Origin of the sequence: Endoryza foliicola (genome assembly GCF_050589245.1) — a bacterium.
Classification (GTDB): Bacteria; Bacteroidota; Bacteroidia; order Chitinophagales; family Chitinophagaceae; genus Endoryza; species Endoryza foliicola.
The window spans coordinates 564432-582736 of record NZ_JBOBEW010000003.1; the positions used below are offsets into that span (position 1 = coordinate 564432).

Below are 18305 nucleotides of genomic sequence, written 5' to 3' on the forward strand. Positions count from 1 at the left end.
AGAAGCTTATACTATGAGTAGTGTGAACAACAGACAATTGGACTATCTCGAACAACTGGAAGCAGAAAGCATTCATATCTTTCGCGAAATAGCAGCGCAATTCGAACGCCCCGCTTTATTGTTCAGTGGTGGAAAAGACTCCATCACGCTCGTTCATTTAGCCAGAAAAGCATTTGCACCCGGAAAAATTCCTTTTCCATTGGTGCACATCGATACCGGACACAACTTCCCCGAAGCACTCGAATTTCGTGATGCTTTGGCAAAAGAAGTAAACGCCGAATTGGTAGTTAGTTTGGTTGGCGATACCATCAAACAACGCAATCTCACGGAACCAAAAGGTAAATTCGCCAGCAGAAACTGGTTGCAAACCTATACCCTACTCGACACCATCGAAGAGTTTCAATTCGACGCCTGCATTGGTGGCGCAAGAAGAGACGAAGAAAAAGCACGCGCCAAAGAACGCATCTTCTCAGTGCGCGATGAATTCGGTCAATGGAATCCCAAACTCCAACGTCCTGAATTGTGGAGCACTTTCAACGGCCGCATTCATAAAGGAGAAAACGTACGTGTGTTCCCAATCAGCAACTGGACCGAACTTGATATCTGGAACTATATCAAAAAAGAAAAAATAGCCTTGCCATCAATCTACTTCGCGCATGATCGCAAAGTAATAGACCACGAAGGTCAATGGGTGGCTTTATCTGAATTTGTTCAACTGGAACCTAACGACAAAATAGAAACAAAACGCGTTCGCTATAGAACAGTTGGTGATATGACCTGCACGGCTGCAGTTGAAAGCAAAGCTGCTACTTTAGAAGAAGTGATTGAAGAAATCACGGCTACGCGAATCAGCGAACGCGGCGAAACCCGCATCGATGACAAAGTAACCGAAGCGGCAATGGAAGACAGAAAAAAGAACGGCTATTTTTAAGTTATAAGCAATCAGTTATGAGCTTCCTGTACTAGTAATTTCGGAACATTCATAACCAAGAACACAAAACTCAAAACTTAAAACTCAACACAAACAACTCTCATGGATTTACTCCGATTTATAACAGCAGGCAGTGTAGATGATGGAAAATCAACTTTGATTGGACGCTTGCTCTACGATAGTAAGAACATTCTTATTGATCAATTGGAAGCTTTGGAAAAACAAACCAAGAACAAAGCTGCCGGTGAAATAGATCTCGCCTTGTTAACAGATGGACTTAGAGCTGAAAGAGAGCAAGGTATTACCATTGATGTAGCTTATCGCTATTTTTCTACCCCAAAACGTAAATTCATTATAGCGGATGCACCCGGTCATGTTCAATATACCCGTAACATGATCACCGGGGCGTCTAATTCGAATCTGATCATCATTTTGATCGATGCCCGACAGGGTGTTGTAGAACAAACCAGACGTCACTCCATCATCGCTTCTCTTTTGAAGATCCCGCATGTAGTAGTGGCCATTAATAAAATGGATTTGGTTGAATACGATCAACAGCGTTATAATGATATCGTGATCGATTACTCAGCAGTTGCCAAACAATTAGGTTTAGAAGAAGTAACCTATGTACCAATCAGTGCCTTAAACGGAGACAATATTGTAGACCGCTCTACGCACATGAATTGGTACGAAGGGCCTTCGTTATTAGAGTTCTTGGAAGAAGTGCCGCTTCAAAATGATATCAACTTATCAACGGCCCGCTTTCAAGTGCAATTGGTAATTCGTCCCCAAACAGCTGACCTTCACGATTACCGAGGCTATGCTGGAAAAGTGAACAGCGGGGTTTATAAAAAAGGCGATCAAGTTACGATCCTTCCGCAGCAATTACCCGCCACTATTTCCAAACTCGAAATTGCCGGAAAAGAAGTAGAAGAAGTTTTTGCACCACAAAGTGCCGTGATACATTTGAACGAAGACATTGATATCAGCCGAGGTGACAGTATTGTACTATCACACCAACAACCCAATGTTTCCAACGAATTAGAAGTCTTGCTGTGCTGGCTCGATGAAAAGCCTCTACAGCCCGGAAATAAATACTTATTACAACACAACAGTAGACTGGTTCGCGCCATGGTTCGAAACCTTGCCTTCAAGCTGGATGTAAACAGTTTGGAAGAGCAACCTGTGGAAGGTGGAGTTAAACTTAATGAAGTAGTGAAAGCTACAATTAAAACAGCTTCTCCTTTGGTATTCGATGCTTACGATCAATTGCCTCTAAACGGCACGGCAATTTTGATCGATGAAACCAGCAATAGTACTGTTGCCGCCGTACTGTTTAAACAATCACTGTCTTAAAACAACACCATGATCTTACACCAAGTAGGCCTTAAACAAGGAAAAGTAATTCTAGCCGGCGCAGGTCCCGGCGACCCCGATCTTATCACCATTAAAGCAGCCAATGCATTGAGCACTGCCGATGTGGTGTTAACGGATCGCTTGGTGAGTCCGGAAATCTTAAAAACCCATGTACCTTCTAATGCGCTCATCATTAAAGTGGGCAAGCAAGGACATAAAGGAAAATCAACTCCGCAAAAAACCATCAATGAATTGATGGTAGAACATGCTTCACAAGGCAAAACCGTGGTACGTTTGAAAGGAGGAGACATTTCAGTGTTTTCAAATATTTTGGATGAATTGCAAACATTGGTAGAACATGATATTCCGTACGAATTGATTCCCGGGGTATCGGCTGCAATGGGTGCTGCTGCGTATACCGGAATTCCACTGACTGCCCGTAATTATGCATTAGGGGTTCGTTTACTCACCTTCTATAAACATGATGCGGTACCTGCAGACTATTGGTACGATCTGGCAAATACAGATGACACCTTGGTTTTCTACATGTCGTCTGAAACCCTTGATGAGTTGGTAGACCGCCTAAGAGCACACAACATCACTTCCGATAAATACATTGCTGTTGTTGAACAAGCAACTACTAAAAATCAAAATGCCTATATTTCAGCCATCCACAATCACAAGCAAACTTTTGCCGGATTGAAATTCCAATCGCCCTCTTTGGTGATCATCGGGAAAGTGGTGGCCTTACACGAACAATTCAGTTGGTTAAAGAACAGCGGTAAACAGGAGGCGTATTTTACAAGTTAGTTTAAATGTAATAGTAAGAATGCCTAGCACAATATTGATCAGTTTTCGGTAAATTGTAGTATTCACAATTACCGAAAACTGAATTGCTATGAAACTGCTTATAGCTTGTCTTTCTTTAGGATTATTGATCTCCTGCACTTCTCCCCTTGAGAAGACGGTTGATCTGAAACCTGTAGTGGATTCATTGTACTTCCACTTCAACAAACATGACTGGAAAAGCATGGCTTCAATGTATGCCGATTCTGCATTGTTTTTAGACCCTTCCTTGGGCTTGAAAGAAGTTGTGCAATCAAAGGATAGTATTGTAAAAAAGTACTCAGAACTAGAAGCTATTTTCCCGAATATAAAAGACAGTGTCATTAGAACTTACCAATCAGGATCGGATGTAATAACAGCGGAGTTTATTTCAATTGGTACGGGTCTTGATAGCACAAAACTATTTCTTCCTATTACTACGATTTTCACGATCAAAAACGGAAAGATTGTAAAAGATCACACGTATTATGATAATTAGTGAATGTGGCGCTATTTTACCAGAGATGGCTTTCAAGGTTGAGTTATGAGTTATTGAGTTTTAAGTTATTAAGTTCTGTGCAGCTGCGCTGCAACTTTCTTTGCGCATCGTTGTGTTCTTCCTCTCTTTGCGGTAGAGTCTACTGATTGGAAATTTTGATGTATGAATATAGTTGAAGAGCTCTTTTTTTGAGCACAAATAACACTGATTATTACAGATTGGCACAGCTTCGCGGCAACTTTCTTTGCGCATCGTTGTGTTCTTCCTCTCTTTGCGGTAGAGTCTACTAATTGGAAATTTTGATGAATGAATATAATTGAAGAGCTCTTTTTTTGACCACAAATAACACTGATTAGTACAGATTCCCACAGATTAGCCTCCGATATTCAACCAACCTAACTGCGATCAGGATTCACAGGATTAAAGGATTTACAGGATGGACAGTCTACCTCTTCCCTCCTCTTTTTTGTATTTCATTCCCACATTCACAAACTCCCAAATTCACCAATTAGCTCCCTGGCTGTTTCATTATTAATTATTAATTATTACTTCTTAATTATTAATTACCTCGTCCTAATTCCAACTTCCCCAAAAAAAACACGAGCCCATAAGACTCGTGTGTGCTGAAACAAATAACAGATGGTTGGAATAAACAATGACTAAACTGTTCTATACGCTTCGGCTTGATCTACAAACGAAGCAGCCTGTTGCAAATATTCTGCAGCAAATGCTTCTGAAGGAATGTGATCATTCATACGCATCACCGATTCTTTGAAACTTGTAAAGCCTGTAATTTTTCCTGTTGCAATGAAATGCGTATCGAAATCTTTTAAGATGCCTGCTTGAGTGTTACATTGCACGCCCTCTTTTAACAACAATGCTTTGGCTGCATGTACTTGCGCTGCATAAGCATGATAAATGGCATCGGCCCACGATTGAGTGGCTACCGTAGCTTCACTCAGAGCTAATTTTTCTCTTGCTTCCAAGATCAGTGTTGCCACTAAATCTATCATCACACCGGCACACTCTCCTACTCCAATGGCAGTTGAGAATTTCTGTTCTTGTCCCCAATCGATAAAGTCTTCGTCTTGTAAAGCTTCCAATCCTGCAAGAGGTTTGAGCAGTTCGTAGTAATAACGATCGCCTTTTTCAAAGCTGTAGTCGGCAAAACTTTTACCTGCTGCGTTGCTGATATAATCGTTGAGTACAACGCGCAATACTTCAGGTGCTCTTTTACTAGGAACTTTAATTACTTTATCTGCTATTCTTGCTTCCCCACTCCCCAATACAGCACCACCCACCAGCACTTGCAAGGCAGGCAATACCAATCCTTTTGCTTTCAAGGAACTTCCATGAAACCCAATGGAGGCCATTCCATGTTGACCACAACTGTTCATACAGCCGCTGATCTTAATGGCAATTTCTTTATTGTATAAGAATTCCGGAAACTCTTCTTCAATCACTTCCGATAGTACCAATGCAGTGCCGGTACTATTAGAGATACCGAGATTGCAGGTATCTGTACCCGGACAGCTTGTGATATCCGCTACACTACCAAAACCTGCAGCCGCCAAGTTCACCTCTGCTAGTGTATTGTAGATATATACTAAATGCTCCTTTTTCACAAATCGAAACTGCAAGCCTTGGTTGATGGTAACACGCACATCATCACCAATTACGTTTTTCAAACGCTCGGCGAGAAAACGGCTTGTGTCGCTACTAATGTTGCCGTTAGGCACACGCACATAAACTGCAAAAAATCCTTCCTGCTTTTGCGGTACTACATTCGTGGCCTGCCACAACTCATATTTCAGGGGATCTACCGGACTTGCTGCTGTATCGCCTTCGTACGATGGTAAAGCAGCCTCAGGAAACGCATCTGCGTTCACCGGGTATTCTTGATAGGTTAGAGCCAATTGCTCCGCTGCTACTAGCTCATTGAACGCATCGATACCAATCTTTTGAACGAGGAATTTGATTCGGGCTTTATGACGACTGTTGCGTTCTCCATGTCTATCAAACACACGCAAAACGGCTTCTTGATAAGGAATCAATAATGAAGCTTCCAAGAATTCGTGGGTGGCAACCGCTAAGTGAGGCTGGGCACCCAATCCACCTGCAATCAATATTTTAAAACCACGCACTTCTTTTCCGTCAATCACACGAATACGAGGAATGGCACCTAAATCGTGCATGAACGTTAAGGCCGTATCCTTCTCACTGCTACTAAATGCTATCTTAAACTTACGCCCCATTTCTTGACACAAAGGCTTGCGCAAGAAATATTCGAACATGGCATGCGCATAAGGAGTTACATCGAAGGGCTCTTCAGGATCAATACCCGCCATATCGGACGCTGTGATATTGCGAACCGTATTACCACAAGCTTCACGAATGGTAATGGCGTCTTTCTCTAATTCACTCCAAAGCTCCGGAGTGCGATCGAGGCTCACAAAGTGGATTTGAATGTCTTGTCGTGTTGTTAAGTGCAAGTTCCCGGTAGAATATTCATCCGAAACATCTGAAATACGCTTCCACTGCGCAAGTGTCATTTTACCATAAGGCAGTTTAATCCGAACCATCTGTACGCCGGGCTGACGCTGACCGTACACCCCACGCGCCAATCGAAGTGATCTGAACTTTTCCTCAGGGATGCTTCCTTCCTTAAATGCGCGAATTTTGCGCTCCAGTTCCAATATGTCTTTCTCTACTAAAGGATTTTCTAATTCCGTACGAAAACTTTGCATAGCTTATTGAATGTGTTGATTTTACAATCGAGTTTTACTGTTTTTTATTAGTCTACTACATTAATAGACTGTAACAAAAGTAACGAAATCTGCCCACCTGACCTAAGAAAAACTGCTTTTTTAAATGAACGTTAGTATTTATCCTATTTATTTAGTAGACTTTTAAGGAATTTATTTGGCTGAGGTTCTATTGTCTACTATTTTTGTAGGGTATTATGTGGACGGATCATCTTTCTACCAAATTAAATACCCTTCGCCGAGAAGGGAATTACCGCCAATTTTTGGAGGTAAACCGAAGTGCGCAGCACTTTCCACAGTTTTACTTCACCGATTCTTCCGGGAGATACCGTTCAGCTATTAATTTTTGCAGCAATGATTATCTAGGACAAAGCACGGAAGAGGATGTAATTGCGAAACTCTCCTTTGTAGCCCATAGATCAGGAACAGGCAGTGGAGGAACCCGAAATATTTCCGGAAGCACCAACCACCATGTAAGCTTAGAAACCACCCTAGCTAATTGGCACAAGAAAGATCGAGCCCTTGTATTCAATGGTGCTTATGCAGCCAATCACGCTTGTTTACAAACCCTCGGGCGGAACATTCCGAACTTGGTGTTCTTCTCCGACGAAAGAAACCATGCTTCCTTAATAGAAGGCATGCGCGCAGCCGGAAACGAGAAGAAAATATTCCGCCACAATGATTTGCAAGACCTCGAATTGAAATTGCAATCGGTTTCAATTGAAACCCCAAAAATAATCGTCTTTGAATCGGTTTATTCTATCAAAGGCACTATTGCACCACTGAAAGAGATCATAACGCTAGCTAAAAAATACCAAGCACTCACCTACTTAGACGAAGTTCATGCTGTAGGACTCTACGGACCTACAGGGGCAGGTATGAGTGAGCAAGAAAATTGTGCTGAAGAGATTGATCTAATCAACGGTACACTTTCAAAGGCAATCGGTGTATACGGTGGTTATGTTGCCGGGTCAGAACTATTGATCGACTTTATTAGAAGCTTCGCACCCGGATTTATTTTCACCACTTCTATTCCGCCTGCAATTTGCGCAGCCGCGGAAAAAAGTATTGAATCGATTCAAAAAAACCCTGAGAAAAGAAGGCTTTTTCATGAACAAGTAAAGCAAGCTCGTCGCACGCTTACAGCACATGGAGTCTATTTCAGTCCCAACAAATCACATATCACCAATATTCCCATAGGAGACGCTCATTTGTGCAAACAAATTGCATCCGCCTTATTAGAAGACCATGGAATTTATATGCAACCAATCAATCATCCAACAGTACCTATTGGCGAAGCCTGTTTGAGATTGATCATTACTGCGAAGCATCAACCCAAGCATCTGAACGTATTAACCTATGCTTTGCAAAAAGTATTGGGAAAATTTAAAGTAGAAGATCCGGCACTCAGCCACCATATTTATTAAAAATTAATCGACAATAATACATGTCTGCACAAATAGATTCAACACAAAACACAGTGGAAACCGGCACTAAAAATCCATTGTACCCCATCTTCTTGAAGCTGGAGGAATTCGATCTATTATTGGTAGGTGCAGGCAATGTAGCGTTGGAAAAAGTGCAATCGGTTTTGCGCAATTCACCCAATACAAGAGTGAGCATTGTGGCCCCTTTGGTAAGAGAAGAATTTCGCTCTTTCGTTTCGGACTATTCAAATGTCACCATACATGAAAGGGCTTATCAAGAAACAGACTTGGAAGGCAAGGACTTGATTATATGTGCAACTGACAACCAAGAACTGCACGTTCAAATTAGAGAACAGGCTCATGCCAAAAACTTGCTTGTAAACGTAGCCGATACTCCCTTGTTGTGCGATTTCTATTTAGGCAGTATAGTACAAAAGGGTTATTTAAAAATGGCTATTTCAACCAATGGCAAATCACCCACCGTTGCTAAACGTGTAAAAGAAGTTTTGAACGACGCCTTCCCTAATGAGATCGATGATCTAATTGGGAATATCAATAAAGTACGTGCCACTTTAAACGGCGATTTTAACAATAAGGTTAGAAAACTCAACAAACTCACCAGTAGTTTAGTGGACGATCAAGAGCTGCAAGCAAAGAAGTGGAAAAAAGTAGCAAGCTACACATTAGCAGCTTTTGGATTCATGGTATTGGGTCATCTTCTTTTTTCGTATTTCCCTTACGAAACGATTGGCGCCTCAGTAACTAAATTGTACAAATCTCTTGATGCAAATTTCCCTATCATGTTGCTCGCCGGCTTTATTGCACAGTTGGTTGATGGCGCACTTGGAATGGGTTATGGGGTAACCAGTGCCACAGTATTAATGTCGGCCGGAGTTAGCCCTGCAGCGATCAGCGGCAGCATTCATACAGCCGAAACATTTGCTTCGGGTGTATCGGGATACAGTCATTACAAGTTCGGAAATGTGAACATGAAATTATTCAAAGCACTCGTGATACCCGGTGTATTAGGGGCTGTGGCCGGAGCAATTCTATTAACACAGTTGGGAGATAAATATGGTAATTATGTTCGTCCATTTATTGCCATATATACATTGTTTCTAGGGATCAAATTCATTATCAATGCCTTTAAAGAAATTAAGCCTCAAAAAAAGATAAAACGATATTCAGTATTGGCAGCCGTAGGAGGTTTTTTTGATTCATTTGGCGGTGGTGGATGGGGACCCATTGTTACTTCAACACTAATCAACCGAGGTAGAAATCACCGCTTTGCTGTGGGCACGGTAAGCTTAACCGAATTTTTCGTTACCGTATCCAGCGCTTTTACTTTCTTTACTATGATAGGCCTCACCCACTGGCAAACCATTGTAGGACTTATTATTGGCGGAACCATTGCAGCTCCTATTGCCGCAAAAATTGCCGGCAAACTGCCCCGCAAAACGGCTTTCTTATTGTTAGGCGCCTTGGTTATTTTCTGGAGTGCAAGAATTTTGATTAAATTATTCTAATTAAATCACAATCGAAACAGGTACTCCCTTACTTAAGAACTATTAGTCTACTATTTTAATTGATATTTGAATTTAAACCCAGATCAACTCAAAGATGAAAAAGATTTATTTAAGCGATTCAGGCCCAAAAGTATCTGAAGCAGTTTATGGCTTCTGGAGATGGGATGCAGAAACCGAAAATGCTCCTCAAAAAATGGAGCGCATTGTTAACCTTTGCTTAGAACTGGGAATCAATACATTTGACCACGCCGATATTTATGGTCATGGATTAGCAGAGTCATGGTTTGGTGACGTGATCGCAAAAAAATCATTCAAAAGAGAAGATATTGTTCTGTTCACTAAATGCGGCATTAGCTTACCCAATCACAATCAACCGGGTATTCGAATCAAGCATTACAACACTTCAAGAGAGCATATCAAAGAAAGTTTAGACAATTCTTTGAAACGTTTGAAAACAGACTATATCGATATATTTCTGTTAGACCATCTTGATCCACTTTCCAATCTAGAGGAAACAGCGATAACATTGGCGCAACTAAAAGAATCGGGCAAAGTTAAAAACATTGGTGTGGCCAACTTTACCGTTTTTCAACATCAGTTATTAGCCTCAGTGCTCCGTTTTCCCATTGTGACCAATCACATTGAACTCAACCTTCTTCAAACCGAACCTTTGGAGAATGGCCAGCTCGATTATATCAAACAGCGCTTTATGAGGCCCCTCGCCTCCTCACCTTTAGCCGGTGGAGACATTGCCAACAGTACCGACCACAAAGCATTGGCAGTTAGATCAGTTTTGGAAAAATTGGCGCCTAAATACAATGCTGATATTGAATCATTGGCAGTCGCCTGGATTGTATCCCTTGGAGCGATTCCCCTCATAGGTACCACTAATGAGGCGCGTATTCATCATGTTGCAGATGCTTTCAATTTTGAGTTAGATCGACAAGACTGGTATCAACTCTACGCAGCTTCAACCAATCAAAAATACTAATCATCAACCACTTAAACTTCGCAGGAAACAACTTGAAAGTCCCTCAATCCTTGATCCTTTAAAATACTAACAAGCATTCATCATTAAAATGTAAAACGATGAAAGTGTCAAGGGCAAGTAGCTTATTATTCCGTAGAATGAGGCTATCTTTGCACTCAAATTGTTATGTATGCCTATTATGAATGCAGACCTGGCCACTCGTGATTATGGATTCTCTGTTAAAGACAGTGCAGGTCACCATCTTACCATTGACATTCCTGAAGATCAAGGAGGAAATGGAACGGGTTTTCGTCCGATGCAATTGCTACTTGCTGCACTCAGTGGTTGCAGTGGTGTTGATATGGTCAATATCCTGAAAAAACAACGTCAGGATTATGAAACGCTTAATATTACTGTTGATGGCGAACGCGAGAAAGATAAAGATCTAGCGATCTGGGAAACTGTTGAAGTAGTATTCACCCTTACCGGAAACGTAGATGCTCAGAAAGTTTACCGCGCCGCTGCACTTTCAATTGATAAATATTGCACAGTTGCAGAAACCCTACGCAGAGCGGGCGGAAAAGTAAACTTTAAAGTAATTGTAAACGGAGAAGAAGTAAAAGCTTCATTATAAAAGGAATGACATGGCTCAACAACGCAGTACAAAAGCAATACGTACACAAACCAAACGTACCGAACAGAAAGAACACAGCACTCCGCTATTTTTAACCAGTAGTTTTGTGTATGATTCTGCTGAAGATATGGCGGCAGCTTTTATGGACGACAGCTTGGATGTAAATATCTACAGCCGTTTCTCCAACCCAACCGTAGACGAATTCGTTGAAAAGATCGTAGTATTGGAAGGTGCCGAAGATGGTATTGCTACCGGAACAGGAATGGCTGCAGTGTTCAGTACTTTCATGACTTTCCTTAGTAAAGGAGATCATATTGTATCCGCTTCTGCTGTATTTGGTTCAACCCATACCATTCTCACGAAGTACATGCCCAAATGGGGAATTGAGTACTCGTATTTTGATATGGCAAAACCTGAAACAGTAGAAGCACTGATCAAGCCAAATACAAAAATGATGTATGTGGAAACCCCTTCAAATCCGGGTTTAGACATCATTGATATCAAATTTCTTTCTGATATCTGCAAAAAACACAAAGTACTGTTGGTTGTAGACAATTGCTTTGCAACACCGGCAGTTCAGCAACCTATTGAATTGGGCGCCGATTTGGTTTTGCATTCTGCTACTAAATTCATAGATGGACAAGGTCGTGTACTCGGTGGTGTAGTGGTAGGTCCTAAAGACTTGATCTATCAAATGTATTTGTTCGTTCGAAATACAGGACCTAGCATGAGTCCATTCAATGCATGGGTACTCACGAAAAGCTTGGAGACATTGTTCTTACGAATGGATAAACACGCTTCCAATGCGTTGGCATTGGCAACACATTTTCAAAATCATCCGAAATTAAATTGGGTAAAGTATCCATTTCTTCCCACCCATCCTCAATACGAAATCGCCAAAAAGCAAATGAGCAATGGTGGCGGTATTGTTACAATGGAAATTAAAGGGGGCGTAGAAGCAGGAAGAAAATTCCTCAATGCATTGCAGATGTGTTCTATGACCAATAATCTTGGTGATAGCAGAACCATTGCTTCTCACCCCGCTTCTACAACTCATAGCAAACTCAGTGATGCTGAAAAAGCCGGAGTAGGAATTACGGCCGGATTGATTCGAGTTTCCGTAGGCCTAGAAGCTGTTGAAGACATTATTGCTGATATCGAACAAGCGCTGGCAGCTAGCTAAAATATTGAAACAATATAAAAGGGAACGCCGTCTCAATGAGACGGCGTTCCCTTTTATTTCAATTAGAATTCGTATTCAAATGATCTTAAAAACGCATAGAAAGCATTTTCAAGCTACTAGTTAACATTATAGACTGTAGCGAAAGGTAATTCCATACGTGCGTTGATCACCCAATACTGCCGCATACTGTCCCGCATTTCCACCGGCTGGCAATAATTGTTCGTAGTAGTTCTTGTTAAAGATATTTCTTCCCCAAACAAATACCGACAAACCGGTTGTGTTCACTCTAAATCCTACCCGTGCATTTACAATAGCGTAGGCCGGAATATTTAAATAGGTAGAAGGTGAAGGGCTTGATGAAAATTCGGAGCGATAAAAAGTTTCTAACGCACTAAAGAATTTTCCGTTGTTGTGGAAAAATGATGATGGCGTTGTCCACTCCCCACCGAAACTGCCCGACCATTTTGAAATCCCCGGTAATCGACTTCCGGAAATATCTTTGAATGCTTTTTGAACTCCGTTTTCAGTTAGCCCAGTTTCTTCCAAAGGAAGTGGCGCGTTGGTGAACTTCACATATTTGGCATCCGTATAAGCAAGTGCTCCAAAGAAGGTAAAGCTTGAGCCTACCCGAAGGTTTGCATCCAATTCAACCCCATTCACTCTTACTTTTTCAGCATTTGCGATGTACCCTCTATTTACACCTAATTCAGGAGATTGCACATTGGCCTGATAATTTTTAATATCAGTATTGTGATATACAATGTTCAAAGTGAAGTTATCTGTTGGATTTGTTTTTACCCCTATTTCATAATGCTTCACATCCTCAGGTTTAATAACAGCCAAATCGGTTGCAGGCTGGCCATTCACAGTTGGCAAACCTGCCACATTTACACCAACTGGTTTAAAGCTGGTTGAGTAAGTAGCGAATGCATTGATGCGTTTGTTTGGTCGATAAGAAAGCGTCACCTGATAAGTGAAATTACGCTCATCAGCAGCGGCAACATATGACTGGCTGGTGTATACGCTGTTCTTAAATCCTTGAAGTGTTGCTTTCTCTGCAGTTGTTCCATTGTAAGTAGCGGTATCCAATCCTCCTGATGCTACACGATTGTACACTACATCCTTGTTGTCATAATTGTATCGAATGCCCGGTTGAAAATGGAAACCTTTTGCAAATTCCCAATCTACGTTGGCAAACACTGCGGCACTTTGCGATTTAATAGAAGATTGTGTACTAATTCCAAATTCTTCGAATAATCCGGGAGTCTTCCACAAGGTACTTGTACTGCTTTGAGCAAAACGCCACTGATCTTTACCGGCTTCTTCCAACCCCTCCGTTGTAACAATTTGATCGATGTAGAACAACCCCACCACACCGCTAAACTTAGGAGAAAGTTCACCTGCATAGCGAATTTCTTGCGACCAATTGGTATGCCTAGAGGGATTTTGAGATTTTGCCAATGCTTCTAATCCGGTAAAGTCGCGGTCATTGGAAGGTCGCCAATCCCAATACCTCCAAGCAGTGGTTGAAGTAAGCTTACCAAAACCAATTTTCTGGTCTATATTCAATGACAGCCCTCCTAATTCGTTGCCCGAATTCCATGGTACATCCTGGTCTATTTTGCGATCAAAAGCATTATAGCTGGGAGGGGTATATTCCAAATCTGAAATGATGGCATTGAACTGGCGATACGCTGCTCGTTTGGTAGTCACAACTCCTGCCAATACTTGCGCATATCCGTCGGGATCTTGACGCGAAAAATCGCCCGACAATAAAACCGATGTGTTTTCAAAGGGTTTGTACAGCAATTGGCCGTGCACCCCCGCGTTGTTCAACTCGTTTGTATATTTCTTTGTGCGAACGTTTTCAACCAAACCATTTCTATTGGTACCGGAAAATGAAATTCGTCCGGCAATGTTTTTAGTAAGTTTACCCGTTACTGAAGCTTTGGCTTGTACAAACGAATAATTCCCATAGCTTACTTCAAAATTTGCTCCAGACTTGAAAGAAGGCTTTTTTGTAGTGATATTGAACGCACCTGAAGTGGTATTCTTCCCGAACAGGGTTCCTTGAGGACCACGCAATACTTCCACTTGCTCGATATCGATAAAATCGAAAGTGGCAGCAGCCGGGCGAGCAAAGTAAACTCCATCTACATAGAATCCAACACCAGGATCCAGTCCATCATTGGTTAAACCAAATGGAGAACCCAAGCCACGAATATTGATACCTGTATTGCGAGGATTGGAACTGTACAGTTGTAAACTGGGTACCAATTCTTTTAAACGATTCACATTGAATGATCCCGAATTTTCAACTTGTGCTCCTGATACAACCGAGATAGGAATAGGCACATTCTGAGCCGATTCAATTCTTCGTCTTGATGTAATCACTACCTCGGAAAGTTGGGTATTTTCTACCAATACGATGTTCAATGTAGAATCTTTGATTTTGCGAATCTCCGTTTCAACGGGGTAAAAACCTGCGGATGAAATCTGCAGAACAAATGGGAGCGTTGAAGGTGCCTGTATGGTGAATTTTCCTTTCGCATCTGCAATTGCAAATGCTTTTGTAGATTTCACTCGGATGGTAGCTCCATCAACAGGGGTGCCCTTCCCGTCTACTATTATACCCGATAGTGACGATTGCGCAAAAACGCTAAAGGTGACTAAAAAACTAAAAAACAGAAAGCTGATTTTCTTTTGCATAAAACAGTTGTTTGGTTGTTTCACAACAACCATTAATAAATAAAATAAAGAGGCAGGCAAAGCAATAGCCTAATGTTCTAAATCAACATCGGTACGAAGTAATAGCTGGTATATGATTTAACTTCTGGTACAAGAGATTTGATACTATTCTGATGCAAACATAATATACGATATTTATTCTACCAAATTTGTAGACTATTAAACATTACTTAGGCACTCGTATACCTGTTGCCTTTAATTTATGTGAGAAAGTGATTAGAATAACCGCAACGCTTTTCCGGCGTGGGATTACAGAAGAATAAAGTACAGCTGGGAGGAATACCGGTGCGAAACCGGATTAGCAAAAAAACAATAATTGGAACTGTTATTGATAAATTTTCAATATTTACCCTATCTTTTTAGTAGACTTTTATTTTTGAAAACTAACGATTTGTGCTATTGAAATAAAGAGGTTCAAACATTTCATGACATACTAGTTAATGTGCGTTCGCACTATATAACAGTGTAATCTTCTATCCAAGCGACTCCTCCAACCGATATTTTGAGCTTGGGCCTTCGAGGTCCCTGAGCAAGACCGCAGGTTTAGTCGAAGGGCCGATGAAGGTCCAGCGAAAAATATCGAAACTTTAATAAAAAAAAAGCGGCGTCATTCCGAACGAATGAGTTTGCAAAGCAAACGAAGGAGAGAGGACCCTCTGAATGGGTTTTTCAGAAAGAATCCTATTTCGAAGCACTAAAGCTACATGGTATTAAGTAATTTAGTTGTTTAGTTTTTAAGTCGCTTCACCATTGACTCATGGCGCTCATGTTCACGCAAGAATGCGCAAAGAACAAATTCAAACCGGGATCTTTTGTAATGCCCAAACTCAACAACTAAACTACTAAATCACTCAAAAACTCACCAACGAGTTTAGTGAAAAAAAACTGCTTCAAAACCGCCTCTTACATAACAACGCGTTTTGAGGTCCCTCTCTCGCTGCGGCTGCTTCGCAGCCTCGCTCGTTCGGGATGACGAGGATTTTTTTGAAAGAACCCAGATTTCTCGCATCCTTCTCCAGGCCTTCGGCCTTGCGAAGCATGCTCGAAATGGCTTCGGACATCATTTTCGGCAAAGATGGACGATTGGTGCTCAAAAAATGAAATCATTATAAATATATAAGAAGTATGCAACAGAGCAGATGTAGGAGAAAGCAAGAATACTTTTTGATACCATCGGTTTTTCTTGATTAGCCAATAGCTCAAAGCATTAACAGCTACTCTCGACTCAATATTTACACTTTTTCAATCGGGAAAATGACTAAAGGAGTATCTCTTAGTGAAGCATCTTGGGGGAAGTAATGAAGAATAGATCGGAGGGTTGAGGGAAAAAAGAAGTCCCCCATAGAAATGGGGGACGATAATCATTGTTTATAAGCCCTCAAAAAAATAAATCTCTTATTATAATTTAGAAGCAGTAAGGTCAGTTACTTCAATTGCTTCTTGGAATTTAATTTTAACTTCTAATACTTTTTTCACTTCACCACGGAACGTGTTGTAAACAACTTCCAACTTTTCTACATCACCCTTCGCAACTTTGATTTTGCGGGTAGCAGATTTTTTGAAAAGAGTTTCAGCGAATAATTCGTTACCGGCCTCATTACGAATTTTGAGGTTAGAACGGATGTCTTCTGCTTGTGTGGTGTTGATTTCGAAGTACAAGTATTCACCGGTAGCACCAAGGAATTTTACTTGTAATTCAGGCTTTACTTCAGTGGTTACAGCAGCAGCTTCTTGTGCCTTCGCTGATACAGAGATAGTAGAAAACAAAACAGTGCTAAGGATAGCAACTACGAATAAACGGACATTGATTTTCTTGTTCATATTTATAGTTTTTGATTACTGAATATTGCGGCAAGGCAATCTCCAATAATGGCGTGCAATAAATATGGCGTGCAAATAATTAGACTGGAGCAAATCGAGAGAGAGAATCGTTACTGTTAGATATAACGTGCAGTTAGGTGAGATTATTATTACTAAGGATTTTCCTCTACACTAAAACTGCTCTCTTTAAATATAAAGCAAAACATGTGCCTGCTTTGATATTTATACCAAAATTAGGAAAAGGTAACCCAGCAACCTAAGATTTAGTGTTAATAATATTTTAAGAAACAAAGAACTTAATACTAACAACCGTTTTTAAAAATAGCCTCCCCGTAGAAACGGGGAGGGATCAACGATTGCTTGCCATATGAATAAAAAACATTGGCTTTAGTATAGTAAAGCAAGAACTTTTGAGAGTGACCTAAATACAAGGTATACTCGATAAAACAAACGACATATTAGAACGAATAAATAGCTGCGAAAGTAAAGCTAGCATAGGATTTTGTAGCTGCTCCATCTGCATCAACAAAAATCTTTTGTGAAGCATTCTCAATTCTCAACTCAGGAATGAAAATAAATGATCCTGTTTTGAAATTGGCAGACAATGTATTCGCGAAAATAGATCCTCCATCAGGAGCAGCAGCAAACATTTTAATTTGCTTCTTATCATTAAACAACTCCGAACGAAGTGTCAAACCAAAACTTGAAGTAGGATCTACATTCAAATATAGTGCAGCACCCGACCATTTTTGAGCATCGCCATTTTTGGCGCCATCCCAAAACTTGGTTGAATTTACAGTACCATTGAATCCGAGGCTGAATTTGTCGCTTACTTTTGCAGTAATCACCGCATCTACCTGACTTACTTTTGAACTATCCGGTGCTTTTCCACCTACATAGTTCAAGAACAATTTCACATTGTCGGTGATAGCCAAGCTATACTGAGCGATGAAGAATTTTTTGTTGATTTTGTCGGTAGGCACTACGCGGTAGTCAGTTGCATTCGACAAACCTACCATGAATCCACTTTTACCTTTTGTGATCTCCGCTTTTAAGCCGGTGTGTGTGAATGGACCATTGGTGAACATGTAACTCATGCTATAGTTACGGTTCAATTGTGGATCCACTAATTCATAGCCTACGTGTGTAGCCCAAGAACCTGCAGTTAATTTCAACCATTCAGCAGGGCTGTATGAAATATACAATTGTTTGATAGCAGCCAAAATACCTTGGTCATTATAGGCAAACTCTGTTGCACGTGTACCAAAGCCGAGGTCGGCCACCATATCCAATTTGTCGGTTTTGTGCTCGAATTTCAAGCTAGCCATACCTAAAGCGAAGGTATTCTGAGAGTTGGTAAAGCTTGTTAAGTTGTTCGCCTTGGTTTTAGCGAAATCGAAACGATAGTAAACATCTGCATAACCGGTAATAGAAAGTGCGGGAGCCGGTTTTTCTGCTGCCACGGCTGTATCTAAACTAGCGGTGGGAACCGAGGCAGTTTGCGCATTTGCAAAAATAGCAGCGCTCATGGCAACGCTTGCCACAAAAAATTTTCGTAACATTGTAAAGATTTTAAGTGTTAAAGAAGGGTACAGCAGGCGTTGCGCCAACAACGCCGTA

General features: G+C 41.0%; 13 protein-coding genes. 9 read left to right on the plus strand and 4 right to left on the minus strand.

Annotation, left to right across the window (positions count from 1 at the left end):
- Positions 1-13: 13 nt before the first annotated feature.
- The 4 genes from cysD (at position 14) to ACQ2HE_RS09715 (ending at position 3611) form a co-directional block, all read left to right on the plus strand.
- The gene (gene cysD / locus ACQ2HE_RS09700) at positions 14-931 is read left to right on the plus strand and encodes a sulfate adenylyltransferase subunit CysD (RefSeq protein ID WP_430898148.1); all 918 of its coding nucleotides are present in this window, start codon (positions 14-16) and stop codon (positions 929-931) included.
- Between the two features lie 102 nt (positions 932-1033).
- Entirely contained in the window at positions 1034-2287 is a 1254-nt protein-coding gene (locus tag ACQ2HE_RS09705) for a sulfate adenylyltransferase subunit 1 (protein ID WP_430898146.1), read from the plus strand.
- A gap of 9 nt (positions 2288-2296) precedes the next feature.
- Positions 2297-3097, plus strand: coding sequence for a uroporphyrinogen-III C-methyltransferase (cobA, locus tag ACQ2HE_RS09710; protein WP_430898144.1), 801 nt, complete (start codon positions 2297-2299; stop codon positions 3095-3097).
- A gap of 88 nt (positions 3098-3185) precedes the next feature.
- A complete protein-coding gene (locus tag ACQ2HE_RS09715; RefSeq protein ID WP_430898142.1) occupies positions 3186-3611 on the plus strand; it encodes a nuclear transport factor 2 family protein in 426 nt (141 codons plus the stop codon).
- Positions 3612-4270: 659 nt separating this feature from the next.
- Here ACQ2HE_RS09715 and ACQ2HE_RS09720 read toward each other — a convergent pair.
- Entirely contained in the window at positions 4271-6358 is a 2088-nt protein-coding gene (locus ACQ2HE_RS09720) for a nitrite reductase (protein WP_430898140.1), read from the minus strand.
- 215 nt (positions 6359-6573) lie between these two features.
- Between ACQ2HE_RS09720 and hemA the strand changes: the two genes are divergently transcribed.
- The 5 genes from hemA (at position 6574) to ACQ2HE_RS09745 (ending at position 12116) form a co-directional block, all read left to right on the plus strand.
- Positions 6574-7803, plus strand: a complete 1230-nt coding sequence (gene hemA / locus ACQ2HE_RS09725; protein ID WP_430898138.1) for a 5-aminolevulinate synthase — start codon at positions 6574-6576, stop codon at positions 7801-7803.
- 20 nt (positions 7804-7823) lie between these two features.
- On the plus strand, positions 7824-9329 hold the full coding sequence (locus ACQ2HE_RS09730) for a TSUP family transporter (protein WP_430898136.1): 1506 nt from the start codon (positions 7824-7826) through the stop codon (positions 9327-9329).
- A gap of 94 nt (positions 9330-9423) precedes the next feature.
- A complete protein-coding gene (locus ACQ2HE_RS09735; protein WP_430898134.1) occupies positions 9424-10320 on the plus strand; it encodes an aldo/keto reductase in 897 nt (298 codons plus the stop codon).
- Positions 10321-10489: 169 nt separating this feature from the next.
- Positions 10490-10933, plus strand: coding sequence for an OsmC family protein (locus ACQ2HE_RS09740; RefSeq protein ID WP_430898132.1), 444 nt, complete (start codon positions 10490-10492; stop codon positions 10931-10933).
- A 10-nt stretch (positions 10934-10943) separates the two neighbouring features.
- Positions 10944-12116 carry a trans-sulfuration enzyme family protein gene (locus tag ACQ2HE_RS09745; RefSeq protein WP_430898130.1) on the plus strand — a complete coding sequence of 391 codons (1173 nt, stop codon included), beginning with the start codon at positions 10944-10946 and terminating at the stop codon, positions 12114-12116.
- 126 nt (positions 12117-12242) lie between these two features.
- On the opposite strand, the gene ACQ2HE_RS09750 is transcribed toward ACQ2HE_RS09745, so the two are convergent.
- From ACQ2HE_RS09750 to ACQ2HE_RS09760, 3 genes are all read right to left on the minus strand, one after another.
- On the minus strand, positions 12243-14825 hold the full coding sequence (locus ACQ2HE_RS09750; protein ID WP_430898128.1) for a TonB-dependent receptor: 2583 nt from the start codon (positions 14823-14825) through the stop codon (positions 12243-12245).
- 1437 nt (positions 14826-16262) lie between these two features.
- Complete coding sequence (locus tag ACQ2HE_RS09755; RefSeq protein WP_430898127.1) at positions 16263-16685, minus strand: hypothetical protein; 423 nt, start codon at positions 16683-16685, stop codon at positions 16263-16265.
- A gap of 458 nt (positions 16686-17143) precedes the next feature.
- The gene (locus ACQ2HE_RS09760; RefSeq protein ID WP_430898125.1) at positions 17144-18247 is read right to left on the minus strand and encodes an outer membrane beta-barrel protein; all 1104 of its coding nucleotides are present in this window, start codon (positions 18245-18247) and stop codon (positions 17144-17146) included.
- Positions 18248-18305: the final 58 nt, after the last annotated feature.